This is a genomic window from Rhizobacter fulvus, from assembly GCF_964020785.1.
Genome location: NZ_OZ224516.1, coordinates 2,360,148 through 2,375,585 on the forward strand (window position 1 = coordinate 2,360,148; position 15,438 = coordinate 2,375,585).

Here is a 15,438-nt window from a genome sequence, read left to right on the forward strand (position 1 = left end):
GACGCGCCGACGGCTGTCAATCCGCCCGCGTCGCCCTCTCGACCGAGCGGCGGCTCGCGGCGAGGATCTCCTGCCGCGTGCGCTCGCTTTCGATCACCCGCGCCATCACGATCGCCCCGACGCACTGCGCCAGGAGCGCCCAGGCCTTGTCGCCGTCGCCGTCCAGCCGCCCGCTCCAGCTGCGCTGCAGTTTCTTGAGCGCGCGTTCCACGCCGGCGCGCACGGCCGGGTCGGCGCGCGCGATCTCGGGCCCGAGCGTGGTCAGCGCACAGCCGGCTTCGGGATGCAGTGCGTGGCGGGTGCTCAGATAGCCGCGCAGTGCCTTCTCGACATGGTCGGGCGCCGAGTCGTCGTCGCCGGCCAGCATCGCGGTGCTGTTGTCCATCTCCTGCGCGACGATCGCCGCGAACAGCTCGTCCTTGGACTTGAAGTGGCTGTAGAACGCGCCGCCGGTCAGGCCGATCGCGGCCATCAGCGCATCGACGCCGGTCGAGGCGAAGCCGCCCTTCTTGGCGATCGCGCGGCTGCTGGCGAGCAGCTTCGCGCGGGTTTCCTGCTTGTGGGTGGCGGCGTAGCGCACGGCGGTCGACCTTTCCGGAAACGCTAGAGACTCGCCCGGTTGACACCGGCCGGAGCCTCACATTCAATCCGTTCAGTGAACGATCGTTGATTGAATCGGGATGATGCCATGAGCAAGCAAGTCGAGTTCTTCTTCGATGTCGGCAGCCCGACGACCTACCTGGCGTGGACGCAGCTGCCCGGGCTGTGCGCGCAGGCGGGGGCCGAACTCGTCTACCGGCCGATGCTGCTCGGCGGCGTGTTCCAGGCGACCGGCAACGCCTCGCCCGCCAACGTGCCGGCCAAGGCCCGCTACATGGACACCGACATGGCTCGCCATGCGCGCCGCTACGGCGTGCCGCTCGCCTCGAACCCGTTCTTTCCGATCAACACGCTGGTGCTGATGCGTGGCGCCACCGGCGTGCAGCTGCGCGCGCCGGCGCGCCTCGATGCGTACCTGCGCGGCGTCTTCCACGCGATGTGGGTCGAGCCGCAGAACCTGAACGATCCGGCCACGGCCGCCAAGGCCCTGGCGGTCGCCGGCTTCGAGCCTGCGGAAGTGATGGGCTGGGCGAACGACGCCGAGGTCAAGGCCGCCCTGCGCGCGACCACCGAGGAGGCCGTCGCGCGCGGGGTGTTCGGCGCGCCGACGATGTTCGTCGGCACCGAGATGTTCTTCGGCCAGGACCGGCTCGACGCCGTGCGCGAGGCGCTGGCCTGAGGCCGACCCGCGCTCAGCGGTAGAACGCTTCGACGCGCCCCTTCAGCTGGATCATCAACGGCTGACCCTTGCGATCCAGGGTCTTCCCGGCGGGCACGCGCACCCAGCCTTCGCTGATGCAGTACTCCTCGACATCGAAGCGCTCCTTGCCGTTCAGGCGGATGCCGATCGGGTGCTCGAACACGGCCGCCACGTGATGGCGGCTGCGCGGGTCGACCGACAGGCGGTCGGGCAGCTCGGGCTTCGACGCTGTCTCGGGGGCAGGGATGGGGGCGGGGGCGGAATCGGTCATTCGGAACGGGCCAGTGGAAGCAGGTGGCGGAGCATGCCAGAAGCCGCGCCCGACGAAATTCAGGCCGCCGCCAGGTGCGCGGCCGCGAGCAGGCGGCGGGTGTAGTCCTCGCGCGGCGCGTCGAACAGCGCGAGCGCCTCGCCCTCCTCGATCACGTCCCCGTTCTGCATCACCATCACGCGGTGCGACATCGCCCGCACCACCGCCAGATCGTGGCTGATGAACACGTAGCTCAGTCCGTAGTGGCGCTGCAGCTCGGCCAGCAACGCGAGCACCTGCTGCTGCACCGAGACATCGAGCGCCGAGGTCGGCTCGTCCAGCACCAGCACCTCGGGCCTCAGCACCACCGCGCGCGCGATCGCGATCCGCTGGCGCTGGCCGCCCGAGAACTCGTGCGGGTAGCGCTGCAGCACGTTGAACACGCCGTTCGCTTCGCTCAGGCCGACTTCGGCGAGCATGTCCAGCACCAGCTTGTCGCGCGCCGATCGGGTCAGCTCGGGTCGGTGCAGCGCCAGCCCCTCGCCGACGATCTGGCCGACCGTCATGCGCGGGCTCAGCGACGCGAACGGATCCTGGAACACGACCTGCATGCGCTTGCGCATCGCGCGCAGCACGCCGCGGTCGGCGTTGTCGATGCGCTGGCCGCCCATCTCGACCTCGCCGCTCGCGATCGGCTGCAGTGCGAGAAGCGCCATGCCCAGCGTCGTCTTGCCCGAGCCCGATTCGCCGACGATGCCGAGCGTCTCGCCGCGCTTCAGCTGCAGCGTGGCGCGGCGCACCGCCTCGAACACGCGCTTGCCGAACCAGCCTTGCGCGATCGCGAAGTTCACGCCGACATCGCGGCCGGACAGCAGGATCGGCGCGTCCGCGGCCAGCGGCTCGACGACGCGCTGCGGCCGGCTCGCCATCAGCTTGCGCGTGTAGGGGTGTTGCGGCCTGGCGAACACCGCAGCGGTCTCGCCGCTCTCGATCAGCTTGCCGCGCTCCATCACGCCGACGCGGTGGGTGAAGCGTCGCACCAGGTTCAGGTCGTGCGTGATGAACAGCAGCGCCATGCCCATCTCGGCCTGCAATTCATCGAGCAGCGCGAGGATCTGGGCCTGGATCGTCACATCGAGCGCGGTGGTCGGCTCGTCGCAGATCAGCAGCTTGGGCTTGCAGGCGAGCGCCATCGCGATCATCGCGCGCTGCCGCTGGCCGCCCGAGAGCTGGTGCGGGAACGCGTCGATGCGGCGTTCGGGTTCCGGGATGCCGGTACGCCGCAGCAGCTCGATCGCGCGCTCGCGCGCCTGGTTCTTGCGCAGGCCCTCGTGCAGCTCCAGCACCTCGCCGATCTGGTTGCCCACCGTGTAAAGCGGGTTCAGCGCCGTCATCGGCTCCTGGAAGATCATCGCGATGTCGGCGCCGCGGATGCCGCGCATCTCGCGCTCGGACTTCTTCAGCAGGTCGGCGCCGTCGAAGCGGATCGCGCCGCTCGTCGTCGCCGCATCGACCAGCCGCAGCACCGACAGCGCGGTGATCGACTTGCCCGAACCCGATTCGCCGACGAGTGCGAATTTCTCGCCCGGCGCGATCGCGAACGACACGTCGTCGACGACGGTGCTCGCGCCGAAGCGCACCGTCAGGTGCTCGACCGACAGGAGGGGCGTGGTCATGATTTGCGGGTGTCGAAGGCGTCGCGCAGCGCGTCGCCGATGAAGGTCAGCAGCAGCATGGTCAGCACCAGCACCGCGAAGGTCGGGAAGATGATCCACCAGGCGTCGAGGTTGGCCTTGCCCTGGCGCAGCAGTTCGCCGAGCGACGGCGTGCCTTGCGGCACGCCGAGGCCGAGGAAGTCGAGCGAGGTCAGCGCGATGATCGCCGCGCTCATCCGGAACGGCAGGAAGGTGATGACCGGCGTCAGCGAGTTCGGCAGCACGTGGCGCCAGATGATCTGCGCGTTCGACAGGCCCAGCGCGCGCGCCGCCTTGACGAACTCGAGCCCGCGGTTGCGCAGGAACTCGGCGCGCACGTAGTCGGACAGGCCGAGCCAGCCCCACAGCGACAGCAGCACCAGCAGCAACAGCATCGACGGCTCGAAGATCGACGCGAAGATGATCAGCAGGTACAGCTCGGGAACCGCGCCCCAGATCTCGAAGATGCGCTGCAGGAAGAGGTCGGTGCGACCGCCGAAGTAGCCCTGTACCGCGCCGGCCAGGATGCCGAGCACGGTGCCGACCAGCGTCAGCGCGAACGCGAACCAGATGCTGACGCGGAAGCCGTAGATCAGCTTGGCAACCATGTCGTGCGAGTCGCCGTCGGTGCCGAGCAGGTTCTGCGCGCTCGGCGCCGAGGGCGCGGGCGCTTTCAGGAAGTAGTCCTGCGACTGGTCGGAGTGCTCGTTGAGCGTGAACACCGCCCAGTTGCCCGGCTTGGCGAACTGCTCGCGCACGAACGGGTCCTTCCAGTCGGTGGGCGTGCCGAAGTCGCCGCCGAAGCGGGTCTCGGGCGGGTTGTGGAACAGCGGCGTGACCAGTTCGCCGTTGTAGCGCGCGAGCAGCGGCCGGTCGTTGCTGACCAGTTCCGCGAAGGTCGCGAGGAACAACAGCACGCTGAAGATCCACAGCGACCAGTAGCCGAGCCGGTTGCGCTTGAAGCGCGCCCAGGCGCGTTGATTCGGTGACATCGGCTTCGCGTGAGCCACCGGTGCGAGGGCTGGCGCGGTCGGGGCTGCCGGCAGGGGTGTCGGAATCGCGCTCATGTCACTTGCCCACGCTGCTGAACTGCACGCGCGGGTCGACCAGCACGTACAGCAGGTCGGCGATCAGCTTGACGACCAGCCCGATCAGCGTGAAGAGGTAGAGCGATCCCAGCACGACCGGGTAGTCGCGCCGCACGACCGATTCGTAGGACAGCAGCCCCAGGCCGTCGAGCGAGAACAGCGTCTCGATCAGCACCGAGCCGGCGAAGAACGCGCCGACGAACGCGGCCGGGAAGCCGGTGATCAGCGGGATCAGCGCGTTGCGGAAGATGTGCTTGTACAGCACGCGCTTCTGCGACAGGCCCTTGGCGCGCGCGACCAGCACGTACTGCTTGCGCATCTCCTCGACGAAGGTGTTCTTGGTCAGCATCGTCACGATCGCGAAGCTGCCGATCACCATGCAGATCAGCGGCAGCGTGATGTGCCAGAAGTAGTCGGCGATCCGCGCCGGCCAGCTCAGCGTGGCCCAGTTGTCCGAGGTGAGGCCGCGCAGCGGAAACCACTCGAAGAACGTGCCGCCGGCGAACAGCACGATCAGGAACAGGCCCAGCACGAAGCCCGGGATCGCGTAGCCGATCAGCACGATCATCGACGTCACGGCGTCGAAGCGCGAGCCCTCGCGCACCGCCTTGATGACGCCGAGCGGGATCGAGATCATGTAGGTGAACAGGAAGGTCCACAGCCCGAGGCTGATCGACACCGGCAGCTTCTCCTTGATCAGCTGCCACACGTCCTTGTTCTGCAGGAAGCTGCGGCCGAGATCGAAACGCAGGAAGTTGCCGATCATCTCGACGAAGCGCTCGGGCGCCGGCTTGTCGAAGCCGTATTGCTTCTTCAGCGCGGCGATCTGCTTGGCGTCGTTGTCGCGCGAGGCGCGGTAGCCGCCGCCTTCGCCACCGCCACGCTGGCTCGCGCGGGCCTCGGCCATCAGCTGCTCGACCGGGCCGCCGGGCACGAACTGGATCACGACGAACGTGATCGCCAGCGCGCCGAACAGCGTCGGGATCATCAGCAGCACGCGTTTGAGGATGTAGCTCAGCATCGAGTCGTCGCTCTCGGTTCGGGGCTCAGGCGGCAGCGCCGGGCTTCATCCACCAGGTCGTGATCGGCCAGGCGGGTTGCAGGTCGCCCGGGCTCTCGACGGTGTAGTACTGCGGCCGCACCGCCGGTTTGGCGAACTTGTTCCAGTACGAGGCGCGCTCGTTGGCCGTGTAGTAGCCCGGCACCTGCCAGGCGCTCCACATCACCACCCGGTCGAGCGCGCGGCTCGCGGTGACCAGCGTGTCCATCGTGGTCGCCGCACCCATCACCTCGAGCAGCTTGTCGACCGCGGCGCTCTTCACGCCGCGGTAGTTGCTGTTGCCTTTCTCGTCGGCGGCCTTCGAGCCGTAGAGGCTGACGAGGTCGGTGACCGGCGGCAGGGTGAACTTGCCCTCGACGATCGCGACCATGTCGAAGTCGTACGCCTCCAGGCGACGCTGGTAGAGCGCGAAGTCGACATCGCGGAAGGTCAGCCGGCCGCCGAGCTTCTCGAGGTTGGTCTGCCACTCGGGCAGGTTGTTGCTCGCCTCGCCGGGCCGCATGTACTCGATCGTGAACGCCTCGCCGGCGGCGTTGCGCAGGCGCCCGTCGGGCGCGAGGGCCCAGCCCGCGGCCTTGAACAACGCGCGCGCCTGCAGCAGGTTGGCGCGCAGCTTCGCCGGGTCGCCATCGGTGCGCGGGGCGACGAACGCCGGGCCGAACACTTCCGGCGGCAGCTCCTTGCGGAACGGCTCGAGCAGCGCGAGTTCCGCGGCCGACGGCGTGCCGGCCGCGGCGAACTCGCTGTTCGCGAACATGCTGTCGCCGCGGGTGTACTGGCCGTAGCGGTTCACGACCATCTTGAAGTCGTAGGTCAGGTCGATCGCGCGGCGCACCCGCAGGTCCTGGAACTTCGGCCGGCGCAGGTTCAGGTCGAAGGCCTGCTGCATCTGCCCGAACGCGGTCGGGAACGGGTCCTTGATGATCTGCCCGCTGTCCCATTTGGGCCCCGCGTGCTGGCGCACCCAGCTGCGCGCGCTGTACTCCTTCAGGATGTCGAACTCGCCGGCGCGGAAGGCCTCGCGGGCGACGTCGTTGTCCTTGTAGTAGCGGTAGACCACGCGGTCGAAGTTGAAGAAGCCGCGGCGCACGGGCAGGTCGCGGGCCCAGTAGTCGGGGTTGCGCGCGAACTCGATGCGGCGGTTCGAGTCGACCACGCCGATCGTGTACGGCCCGGTCGTGATCGGGTACTCGGTGATGATCTGGTCGAAGGGCTTGCGTTGGCCGTCCGGGCCCACGCCCCACTTGGCCGAGAAGATCGCCAGGCTGCCGACGACGAACAGCGTGTCGGTGCTGCGCTCCTTCAGGTCGAAGCGCACGGTGCGCGGGTCGAGCACGACCGCGGCGCTGATCACGGCGAGCTGGCTCTGCAGCGCCGGCGACGCGAGCTTGCCGGCCATCGAATCGAAGCTGTGCTTCACGTCCGCCGCGGTCACCGGGTCACCGTTGTAGAAGCGCGCCTTCGGGTTCAGGCGGATCGTCATCGACGATTTGTCCGGCGCGATCAGCATCTCCTCGGCAAGCAGACCGTACATCGTCTGCGGCTCGTCGCCGGAGAGCACCGCCAGCGTCTCGAACATGAAGATCGTGATGCCGGCCGGCGCCGCGCCCTTCAGCGTGAAGCCGTTGAACTTGTCGAAGCTGGAGCGGCGGTCGGGGTTGCGCAGGTACAGCGTGCCGCCCTTGGGCGCCGCCGGATTCACGTAGTCGAAGTTCGCGAAGTCGCGGGCGTATTTCGGCTTGCCGAACGCCGCGTAGCCGTGGGTCCAGACGTCGAGCAGCGGGCCGTCGCCGGCCGTCGCATCGTCGGCAGCGGACGCGCGCGGCCACATCGAGCCGCCCAGCGTCGCGGCGGCGGCGGACAGCACCGCGCGGCGCGTCGCGTCGAAGGAGGAGGGCGCCGGCACCGGGTCGCGTGCGGGCGGCTTCACGCGGTGGTCTTCGCCGCGGGCTTCAGCAGCGCGGCGCAGTTGGCGCGCTTCGGGTCGTTCGCGTCGAGCGCATTGCACACGCCGTCGAGCTGCGTCTGCAGCCGCTTCATCGCGGCGCCGTGCGCGCCGCCCTTGTTCCACGCCTGCAGCTTGCTGCCGACGCGCTGCAACGAGCGGCCGCTGCGCTCGTAGAACGCGTCCGGCTGCTTGGCGGCTTCGGCGAACAGCTGGCTCGCGGCCTTCTCGATGCGCGCCTCTTCGGTCGGGCCGAGCTCGACCAGTGCATTGATGTAGCTCGAGCCCCATTGCAGGCGCGTCGCCGGCCCCTCGCTCTTGTCGAAGGCCTGCTCGTACCAGTTCAGCGCCTCGGCCTTGTCGCCGCGCGCCTTCGCGTTGCTGGCCAGCTCGCTCATCAGGTAGTAGGGCGAGTGGCTCTTCGCGAGGTTGGCCTTCAGCAGCGTGTCCGACTCGGCGCCGAGCCCGGCCTTCTCGAGCAGGTAGGCGGCCGCGGTGATGACGGCCTGGCGCTCGTAGCCGTCGGTGATCTCGCGGTCGGCGCGCGCGGTCTGTTCGCGGATGTCGGCGAGCAGCGCGGCCGGCAAGGTCGGCTTGGCCTTCGCGTCCCTGGGCGCATCGATGGTGGCCAGGTCGACCTGTGCGATCAGCGCGCCCATGCGGTCGGCACGCGAGAGCGTGGTGTCGGCCTCGAAGCGCTTGAGCGCGCCGTCGAATGCGGCCAGCAGCTCGGCACGCTGCGGCGTGCCCTTGGCGCTGAGCGCACGGGTGATGTCAGTGGCGTAGTTGGTCAGCACGTCCATGTACGGGCGCGCGGCTGCCGCGTCGGCGAGCACCTTGAGCAGCGTGGCCTGGGCGGCGGGGTCCGGCTTCGCCGGGGCCTTGTCGTCGACCGCGGCGAGCGCCTTCAGGCGCAGCCGTGTGGCGATCTCGGTCTGGTCGGACGGGCAGGCGTCGGCCAGCTGCTTCAGCAGCGCGGGCACGCCGTCCTTCGGCACGAGCTGCTGCTGATCGGTGTCCCACGAGTAGAAGGCGAGCAGGCGCCAGTCGTTCGCGGTCAGGCCCGCGCCGCCGGTCCTGGCCTGCGCCAGCACCTCCTTCACCGGCTTCTGCGCGTTCATGCCGAGCGTCAGCACCTGGGTGTAGCGCTCGGCTTCCACCTCGCCGGGCAGGCGCGTCAGCTCGGCGCCCTGCGGCGTGAACAGCACCATCGTCGGGTAGCCGCTGACCTTGAAGCGCGCGCCCAGCTTCTGCGCGCCGGGGCTGTCGCCGTCGACGTACACCGGCACGAACGCGCGTGAGCGCTCGATGAAATCCTGGCGATTGAACAGCGTCGCCTTGACCTGGTTGCACGGCGGGCACCATTTGGCGCCCCAGTAGACGAACACCGGCTTGGTCTCGGCCTTGGCCTGCGCGAACGCGGCATCGACGTCGGCGTCGTTCGACGCGTTCTTCCACGCGATGCCGGCGGCATGGTCGGCCGGCGCGGGCGCGGCGGCCACCGTGGCGGGCGCGGTCGCGGTGACCTCGGCAGTCTTCGGCTTCGGCGTCTTGTCGGCGGGCTTCGAGCAGCCGCCGAGCGTCACCGCGCAGAGCGCGGCGACGGCCATGGCGGACAGGGCGTGGCGGGGCGGTTGGGACATGACGGCTCCTCGTCGAAGTGCGAAGTGTACGAAGTGTGTCAATCAGTCGACCAGGGCGGGGGCTTCGCGCACCGGATCGCCGGGCCGCGTCGACGCGAACTGGGCCACCGCGACGCCCGCCAGCGTGAGTGCCGCACCCGCGAGCTTGGTGCCCGTGTAGCGCTCGCCGGTCAGCGCCCACGCGACCAGCCCGGCCACCGGCGGCATCAGGTACATCAGCGGCGCGCTGCGGGCCACCCCGCGCACCGCGTTGACCCAGCCCCACACCAGCCAGCCGAGGAAGGCCGAGATCAGCACCGCGTAGCACAGCCCGGCCCAGATCGCCGGGCTGACCGCGCGCCAGTCGACCGCCAGCCCCGCCGGCAGGCTCAGCAGCACGACCGGGCCGCTGCCGAGCAGCGTCGCGTAGGTCATCACGGTGACGCCGCCGTGGCGCTCGATCAACGGCTTGGCGCTGACCGTGTAGTACGAGAAGAATGACGCCGCGACCAGCAGCGTGATGTCGCCGCCGCTGGCCTGCCAGTGGCCGCCGAGCAGCTTGTCGGACAGGAACACCAGCACGCCGGCGCACGCCACCGCGACGCCGGCCACCTGCCCGCGGGTCAGCTGCTCGACGCCCTGCCAGCGCAGGATCAGCAGCGTGAACACCGGCCCGCACGCCAGGATCAGCGAGCTCGAGAACGCCGTCGACCAGTGGATGCCGTAGGTCACCAGGCCGACGTGCAGCAGGTGCCCGGCGAGACCGAGCTTCAGCAGCGCGAACAGGTCGGCGCGTGGCACGCGCGGCCAGGCCAGGCCGCTGCGCCACAGCAGCAACCCGGCCGCTGCCGCCGGCATCATCAGGTAGCGCGCGAACAGGAAGCCGCCGGGCGACAAGGCCGTGAACACGGCCTTCTGGACGCTGAAGTTGCTGCCCCAGACGGCGACCATCGCGATCGCGGCCCACAGCGCGTGGCGGGCCTGGCGGGCGGGATCGTGCCGCGCGGGCGGCGGCAGGTCGGAATCGGTGGGCGCGTCGAACGCAGGCGGCATCCGGGTCAACTTTCTTCGGTGGAGCAACCCGAAGTGTCGCCGAGCCGGCCCTGTGCCTCGTCGAGCCGCCACCCTTCCAGCGGTGTGGCGCGCGCCAGCGCCATCCAGAGCCCGAACGGCATCTGCATCGGCCGCTTCGGCGCGGGCCGCGCCACGTCGAGCGCGCCGTCGTGCGCGACCAGCACGCCGCACTCGGGCGGGATTTCGTCCGGCGTCGCGATGCCGGCGCGGATCACGTACCAGCATTCGCTGCTGAGCTGCAAATAGGCGGCCCGCTTGGTCGCGCTGCGCAGGTCGGACAGCAGGTCGCTGCGGTTGACCTTGACCTCGTGGACGATCGGCTCGAGGTAGGCCTCGACGCTGGTGTGGCGGATCGAGAAGACATCGGGCATCGCCATCGCCCACGCATCGCCGACCTTGGCGCGCAGGCTCAGCCCGCGCCACGCGAGGCGACCGGCGCGCGTCATCTCGCGGGCGACGCGCTCGACCAGCACCTCGTGCGCGTCGCGCCGCGCGCGGTTGCGCTGCAGCGTGTCGGCGATCAGGGCGAGGCCGGCGTCCGTCACGCGCACCGTCTCGTGGCCCGGCGCGGCGCGCTGACGCTCGAGCAGGCCCGCGGCCAGCAGCTCGATCTCGATGCCGTCCAGGCACGGCCAGCCGGCCGAGCGATAGACCTCGCGCAGCCGGCGCCGGTGGACCACGGTGATCGTCACGTCGACCATGCGCCAAGCTTACGATGCGCCACCTTGTCCGACCCCGGAGCCGCCTTGGCCAACAGCCCCTATCCCCACCTGCTCGCGCCGCTCGACCTCGGCTTCACGACCCTGCGGAACCGGGTGCTGATGGGCAGCATGCACACCGGGCTGGAGGATGGACGCAGGCACTTCCCGGCAATGGCGGCGTTCTTCGCCGAGCGGGCGCGCGGCGGCGTCGGGCTGATCGTGACGGGCGGCTTCGCGCCGAACATCGAGGGCTGGGCCAAGCCGTTGGCCGGCACGCTGAGCACCGGTGGCGCGGCGCGGCGCCATCGCGTCGTCACGGACGCCGTGCATGCCGAGGGCGGCAAGATCGCGCTGCAGATCCTGCACACCGGGCGCTACGGCTACTCGCCGTTCTGCGTCGCGCCGTCGCGCATCCAGAGCCCGATCTCGCCGTTCACGCCGCGCGAGCTGAGCGCGCGCGGCATCGAGCGCCAGATACGCGCGTTCGTGCGCTGCGCGGTGCTGGCGCGCGAGGCGGGCTACGACGGCGTCGAGGTGATGGGCAGCGAGGGCTACTTCATCAACCAGTTCCTGGTCACCCACACCAACCACCGCTCCGACGAGTGGGGCGGCGCGTACGAGAACCGCATGCGACTGGCGGTCGAGATCGTGCAGCGCGTGCGCGAGGCGGTCGGGCCCGACTTCATCCTGATCTACCGGCTGTCGATGCTCGACCTGATCCCGGACGGCAGCAGCTGGCCCGAGGTCGTCACGCTGGCGAAGGCGATCGAGCGAGCGGGCGCGACCATCATCAACACCGGCATCGGCTGGCACGAGGCCCGGGTGCCGACGATCGCGACCAGCGTGCCCCGCGGCGCGTTCGCGTGGGTGACGCAGAAGATGCGCAAGGAGCTGCGCGGCGCCGGGTTGAACATCCCGCTGGTCACCAGCAACCGCATCAACATGCCCGAGGTCGCCGAGGCGATCCTGGCCGAAGGCTGCGCCGACATGGTCAGCATGGCGCGGCCGCTGCTGGCCGATGCCGAGTTCGTCGTCAAGGCGGCGCGCGGCCGGCGCGACGAGATCAACACCTGCATCGCGTGCAACCAGGCCTGCCTGGACCACACCTTCAAGGCGCAGCTCGCGTCCTGCCTGGTGAACCCGCGCGCCGGGCACGAGACCGAGCTGGTGCTGCGGCCGGTGGTGAGGCGCAAGCGCATCGCCGTGGTCGGTGCCGGTCCGGCGGGGCTGGCCACGTCGACGGCGCTGGCCGAGCGCGGCCACGAGGTGCACCTGTTCGAGGCCGCGTCGGAGATCGGCGGCCAGTTCAACATGGCGCGGCGCATCCCGGGCAAGGAAGAGTTCAGCGAGACGCTGCGCTACTTCGCCCGGCGCCTGGCGCTGACGGGCGTGCAGCTGCACCTGTCGCGCCGCATCGAGGCGGCGGCGCTGATCGCGCAGCGCTTCGACGAGGTCGTGCTCGCCACCGGCGTGCTGCCGCGCATGCCGAAGATCCCGGGCGCCGACGGGCCGAACGTGCTGAGCTATGTCGACGTGCTGCTGCACCGCAGGCCGGTCGGCGCGCGCGTCGCGATCGTCGGCGCCGGCGGCATCGGCTTCGACGTGGCCGAGTACCTCGTGACTGTGCCCGGCCACTCGCCGACCCTGAACCTGCACGAGTGGCTGGCCGAATGGGGCGTGGCCGATCCGGCGACGGTGCGCGGCGGCGTCGTGCGCGCGCAGCCCGCCGCGCCGGCGCGCCAGGTGACGCTGTTGCAGCGCAAGTCCGGCAAGCTCGGCAAGGGGCTGGGCAAGACGACCGGCTGGATCCACCGCGCCGCGCTGCAGATGAAGCAGGTCGAGATGATCGGCGGCGTCAACTACGAGCGCATCGGTCCGCAGGGCCTGTTCGTGACCTACGGCGACAAGCGCGCCGATGGCCAGTTGATCGAGTGCGACACGGTCGTGCTGTGCGCCGGCCAGGAGCCCTTGCGGGAGCTCCTCGCGCCGCTGAAGGCGGCGGGCGTCAAGACCCACCTGATCGGCGGCGCGGATGAAGCCGCCGAGCTCGACGCCAAACGCGCGATCGACCAGGGGACGCGGCTGGCGGCGACGCTCTGACCCATCAAGTCGCGGGCTTGTCGCTCAGCGCCTTCAAGTTGTCCACCAACTCCTTGCTCATCGGCGCGTTCAGGTTGATTCCCTTCGGCGGGATCGGCGACATGAACCACTTGGTGTAGAGCTTGGTGAACTCGCCGCTGGCCATCAGGTTGGCGAGCGTCGTGTCGACCAGCTTCTTGAACGCCGGGTCGTCCAGGCGCAGCATGATCGCGTACGGCTCGACCTGGATCGGCTCGCCGACCACCGCGAGCGACGCCGGGTTCTGGCTGCTGGCGCGCAGGCCGTACAGCAGGATGTCGTCCATGCCGAACGCGACGGCGCGGCCGCTCTCGACCAGCAGCGCGGATTCGGCGTGGTCCTTCGCGGCGATCAGGTCCATGCCGAGCTTGTTCTGCTCGTTGAGGTTGCGCAGGATCTGGAAGTTGGTCGTGCCGGCGGTCGAGACGACGGTCTTGCCCTTCAGGTCGTCGATGGTCTTGATCGTGGTGCCGGTCTTCACCAGGAACCGGGTGCCGGTGTAGAAGTAGTTGGTCGCGAACTGCACCTGCTTGCCGCGGGCGCTGTTGTTGGTCGTCGAGCCGCATTCGATGTCGATCGTGCCGTTCTGCAGCAGCGGGATGCGGTTGGCGGAGGTCACCGACTGCAGCGCCACCTTCAGGTCGGCGCGGCCGGTGGCCTTCTTGACCTCGTCGACGATCTTCAGGCAGATCTCGTGGCCGAAGCCGACCGGCTGGGCCTTGTCGTCCAGGTATGAGAACGGGATCGACGACTCGCGGTAGGCGAGCGTGATCGTCCCCGAGGCCTTGACCTTGTCGAGCGTGCCGCCGGCCTGGGCCTGCACCAGCTCCGGGATCATCCCCAACAGCGGGGCGGCCAAAGCCAGCAGCGGCAATGTCTTGTGAACGTTCAGGCGCATGGAGAGTCCTTGTGGGGTGGGGTTGAGAGCGGCGCCGATCATGCCTGCGTCGCGAAATCCCCGGCAAGCAATTTCCGGTCGCATGAGGGTTTGCCGCTAGCATTTGCACCTGGACCCGAGCCACAACTTCCCGAGGAGCCCGACCCGTGATGACCACGTCCAAGCTGAAGAAGACCGCGCTGCTGTTCGCCTTGGGGGCGTGCGCCCTCGTCGCCCGCGCGGCCGACGAGCCGAAGGTGCTGAACATCTACAACTGGTCCGACTACATCGCCGACGACACGATCAAGAACTTCGAGAAGGAGACCGGCATCAAGGTCAACTACGACAACTACGATGCCAACGAGATCCTGCACGCCAAGCTGGTGGCCGGCAAGACCGGCTACGACATCGTCGTGCCCGGCTCGCACTTCGCGAAGACGCAGATCGCCGGCGGCCTGCTGCAGAAGCTCGACCGCAGCAAGCTGACGAACTGGGGCAACCTCGACAAGGGTCTGCTCGAGCAGCTCGCCAACGTCGACCCCGGCAACCAGTACCTGGTCGACTGGATGTGGGGCTACGTGACGGTCGGCATCAACACCGCGAAGGTCAAGGCGGCGCTGGGCGACCTGCCGATGCCCGACAACGCCTGGTCGCTGATCTTCGACCCGAAGTACGCGGCCAAGCTGAAGAGCTGCGGCGTGAACTTCCTCGACTCGGCGTCCGAAGTGCTGCCGGTCGCGATGCTGTACGTCGGCAAGCCGGCTTACAGCACCAAGGCGGCCGACTACGACGCGGCCGCGGCGATGCTCAAGAGCGTGCGCCCGTTCGTCACCCGTTTCTCGTCGTCGGGCTACATCAATGACCTGGCCAGCGGCCAGCTGTGCGCGGTGATGGGCTACTCGGGCGACATCAACATCGCGCGCGCCCGGGCACTGGAAGCCGCACCCAAGGCGCCGCCGGCGATCGAGGCGCTGATTCCGAAGAGCGGCGCCACGCTGTTCTTCGACACGATGGCGATCCCGAAGGACGCCCCGCACCCGAACAACGCGCACCTCTTCATCAACTACATCCTGCGGCCGGAGGTCGCGGCCGGCCTGACGAACAAGGTCTTCTACGCGAACCCGAACGCGGCCTCGCTGAAGTTCGTCAAGAAGGACGTGGCGGCGAACAAGACAATCTTCCTGAGCGATGCCGACCTGAAACGCCTGACCCCGCCCGACGCCGCGCCGCAGGAGATCCGCCGCGTTCAAACGAGGATCTTCACCTCGTTCAAAGCCGGGAAGTGATCACGAAACGACTACGCCCTTCCAGAACGCGACGCGCCCCTTGATGTTGGCGGCGGCCTCGCTCGGCTCGGGGTAGTACCAGACCGCGTTCTCGTTCATCTCGCCGTTGACGAACAGGCTGTAGTAGTACGCCTGGCCCTTCCACGGGCAGCTGCTGCGGTGGTTGCTGAAGGTCACGTACTCTCGCTTCAGGCTGCTCTCGGGAAAGTAGTGGTTGCCCTCGACGATCACGGTGTCGTCGCTCTCGGCGATCGTGACGCCGTTCCAGCTTGCTTTCATGGGGTGGTCTCTCGGTGGCTCGGTCGGCCCGGATGATCGCGCATCTGCCAGGACCGTGCTGGCCTCCCTAGTTTGAGGGCCGGCACTGGGGGGTCAAGCGGTTTTCGGAAGTTCACACTTCGGTCCCCCAGGCGGTTGCCTGAC

Annotated in this window: 14 protein-coding genes; 3 read left to right on the forward strand and 11 right to left on the reverse strand. The window is 69.1% G+C overall.

Going from position 1 to position 15,438, the window contains the following annotated elements:
• Positions 1–16: 16 nt before the first annotated feature.
• Complete coding sequence (locus ACWH49_RS11255; RefSeq protein WP_448171543.1) at positions 17–580, reverse strand: TetR/AcrR family transcriptional regulator; 564 nt, start codon at positions 578–580, stop codon at positions 17–19.
• 108 nt (positions 581–688) lie between these two features.
• On the opposite strand from ACWH49_RS11255, the gene ACWH49_RS11260 reads away from it, so the two are divergent.
• Positions 689–1,279, forward strand: a complete 591-nt coding sequence (locus ACWH49_RS11260; protein ID WP_448171544.1) for a 2-hydroxychromene-2-carboxylate isomerase — start codon at positions 689–691, stop codon at positions 1,277–1,279.
• Between the two features lie 13 nt (positions 1,280–1,292).
• On the opposite strand, the gene ACWH49_RS11265 is transcribed toward ACWH49_RS11260, so the two are convergent.
• The 8 genes from ACWH49_RS11265 to ACWH49_RS11300 are packed head-to-tail and all read right to left on the reverse strand — an operon-like array spanning position 1,293 to position 10,734.
• The gene (locus ACWH49_RS11265; RefSeq protein ID WP_448171545.1) at positions 1,293–1,571 is read right to left on the reverse strand and encodes a DUF3297 family protein; all 279 of its coding nucleotides are present in this window, start codon (positions 1,569–1,571) and stop codon (positions 1,293–1,295) included.
• Between the two features lie 59 nt (positions 1,572–1,630).
• Positions 1,631–3,226 carry an ABC transporter ATP-binding protein gene (locus tag ACWH49_RS11270; protein ID WP_448171546.1) on the reverse strand — a complete coding sequence of 532 codons (1,596 nt, stop codon included), beginning with the start codon at positions 3,224–3,226 and terminating at the stop codon, positions 1,631–1,633.
• Complete coding sequence (locus tag ACWH49_RS11275) at positions 3,223–4,311, reverse strand: ABC transporter permease (RefSeq protein ID WP_448171547.1); 1,089 nt, start codon at positions 4,309–4,311, stop codon at positions 3,223–3,225. The genes ACWH49_RS11270 and ACWH49_RS11275 overlap by 4 nt, the downstream gene beginning before the upstream one ends.
• A 1-nt stretch (position 4,312) precedes the next feature.
• Positions 4,313–5,353 (reverse strand): microcin C ABC transporter permease YejB, encoded by a 1,041-nt coding sequence (locus tag ACWH49_RS11280; RefSeq protein WP_448171548.1) that lies wholly within the window; start codon positions 5,351–5,353, stop codon positions 4,313–4,315.
• A 25-nt stretch (positions 5,354–5,378) separates the two neighbouring features.
• Positions 5,379–7,322, reverse strand: a complete 1,944-nt coding sequence (locus ACWH49_RS11285; RefSeq protein ID WP_448171549.1) for an extracellular solute-binding protein — start codon at positions 7,320–7,322, stop codon at positions 5,379–5,381.
• Entirely contained in the window at positions 7,319–8,980 is a 1,662-nt protein-coding gene (locus tag ACWH49_RS11290; protein WP_448171550.1) for a thioredoxin family protein, read from the reverse strand. The genes ACWH49_RS11285 and ACWH49_RS11290 overlap by 4 nt, the downstream gene beginning before the upstream one ends.
• Before the next feature lie 42 nt (positions 8,981–9,022).
• Complete coding sequence (locus ACWH49_RS11295; protein WP_448171551.1) at positions 9,023–10,012, reverse strand: DMT family transporter; 990 nt, start codon at positions 10,010–10,012, stop codon at positions 9,023–9,025.
• Between the two features lie 5 nt (positions 10,013–10,017).
• Positions 10,018–10,734, reverse strand: coding sequence for a hypothetical protein (locus tag ACWH49_RS11300; RefSeq protein WP_448171552.1), 717 nt, complete (start codon positions 10,732–10,734; stop codon positions 10,018–10,020).
• Between the two features lie 45 nt (positions 10,735–10,779).
• On the opposite strand from ACWH49_RS11300, the gene ACWH49_RS11305 reads away from it, so the two are divergent.
• Complete coding sequence (locus tag ACWH49_RS11305; RefSeq protein WP_448171553.1) at positions 10,780–12,834, forward strand: oxidoreductase; 2,055 nt, start codon at positions 10,780–10,782, stop codon at positions 12,832–12,834.
• A gap of 4 nt (positions 12,835–12,838) precedes the next feature.
• Here the strand turns inward: ACWH49_RS11305 and ACWH49_RS11310 are convergent, their stop codons facing one another.
• Positions 12,839–13,690: an amino acid ABC transporter substrate-binding protein gene (locus ACWH49_RS11310; RefSeq protein ID WP_448174343.1), complete on the reverse strand. Its 852-nt coding sequence runs from the start codon at positions 13,688–13,690 to the stop codon at positions 12,839–12,841.
• Between the two features lie 209 nt (positions 13,691–13,899).
• On the opposite strand from ACWH49_RS11310, the gene ACWH49_RS11315 reads away from it, so the two are divergent.
• Entirely contained in the window at positions 13,900–15,015 is a 1,116-nt protein-coding gene (locus tag ACWH49_RS11315) for a polyamine ABC transporter substrate-binding protein (RefSeq protein ID WP_448171554.1), read from the forward strand.
• Here the strand turns inward: ACWH49_RS11315 and ACWH49_RS11320 are convergent, their stop codons facing one another.
• The gene (locus ACWH49_RS11320; protein ID WP_056471277.1) at positions 15,016–15,294 is read right to left on the reverse strand and encodes a DUF427 domain-containing protein; all 279 of its coding nucleotides are present in this window, start codon (positions 15,292–15,294) and stop codon (positions 15,016–15,018) included. It abuts the gene before it with no gap.
• Positions 15,295–15,438 lie beyond the last annotated feature (144 nt).

What these genes read in the sequence shown, in the direction of transcription:
- ACWH49_RS11260 (WP_448171544.1), top strand. Translation starts at nt 689, where the DNA reads ATGAGCAAGCAAGTCGAGTTCTTCTTCGATGTCGGCAGCCCGACGACC.
- ACWH49_RS11275 (WP_448171547.1), bottom strand. Translation starts at nt 4,311, where the DNA reads ATGAGCGCGATTCCGACACCCCTGCCGGCAGCCCCGACCGCGCCAGCC.
- ACWH49_RS11290 (WP_448171550.1), bottom strand. Translation starts at nt 8,980, where the DNA reads ATGTCCCAACCGCCCCGCCACGCCCTGTCCGCCATGGCCGTCGCCGCG.
- ACWH49_RS11295 (WP_448171551.1), bottom strand. Translation starts at nt 10,012, where the DNA reads ATGCCGCCTGCGTTCGACGCGCCCACCGATTCCGACCTGCCGCCGCCC.
- ACWH49_RS11315 (WP_448171554.1), top strand. Translation starts at nt 13,900, where the DNA reads ATGACCACGTCCAAGCTGAAGAAGACCGCGCTGCTGTTCGCCTTGGGG.
- ACWH49_RS11265 (WP_448171545.1), bottom strand. Translation starts at nt 1,571, where the DNA reads ATGACCGATTCCGCCCCCGCCCCCATCCCTGCCCCCGAGACAGCGTCG.
- ACWH49_RS11270 (WP_448171546.1), bottom strand. Translation starts at nt 3,226, where the DNA reads ATGACCACGCCCCTCCTGTCGGTCGAGCACCTGACGGTGCGCTTCGGC.
- ACWH49_RS11320 (WP_056471277.1), bottom strand. Translation starts at nt 15,294, where the DNA reads ATGAAAGCAAGCTGGAACGGCGTCACGATCGCCGAGAGCGACGACACC.
- ACWH49_RS11300 (WP_448171552.1), bottom strand. Translation starts at nt 10,734, where the DNA reads ATGGTCGACGTGACGATCACCGTGGTCCACCGGCGCCGGCTGCGCGAG.
- ACWH49_RS11310 (WP_448174343.1), bottom strand. Translation starts at nt 13,690, where the DNA reads ATGATCCCGGAGCTGGTGCAGGCCCAGGCCGGCGGCACGCTCGACAAG.
- ACWH49_RS11280 (WP_448171548.1), bottom strand. Translation starts at nt 5,353, where the DNA reads ATGCTGAGCTACATCCTCAAACGCGTGCTGCTGATGATCCCGACGCTG.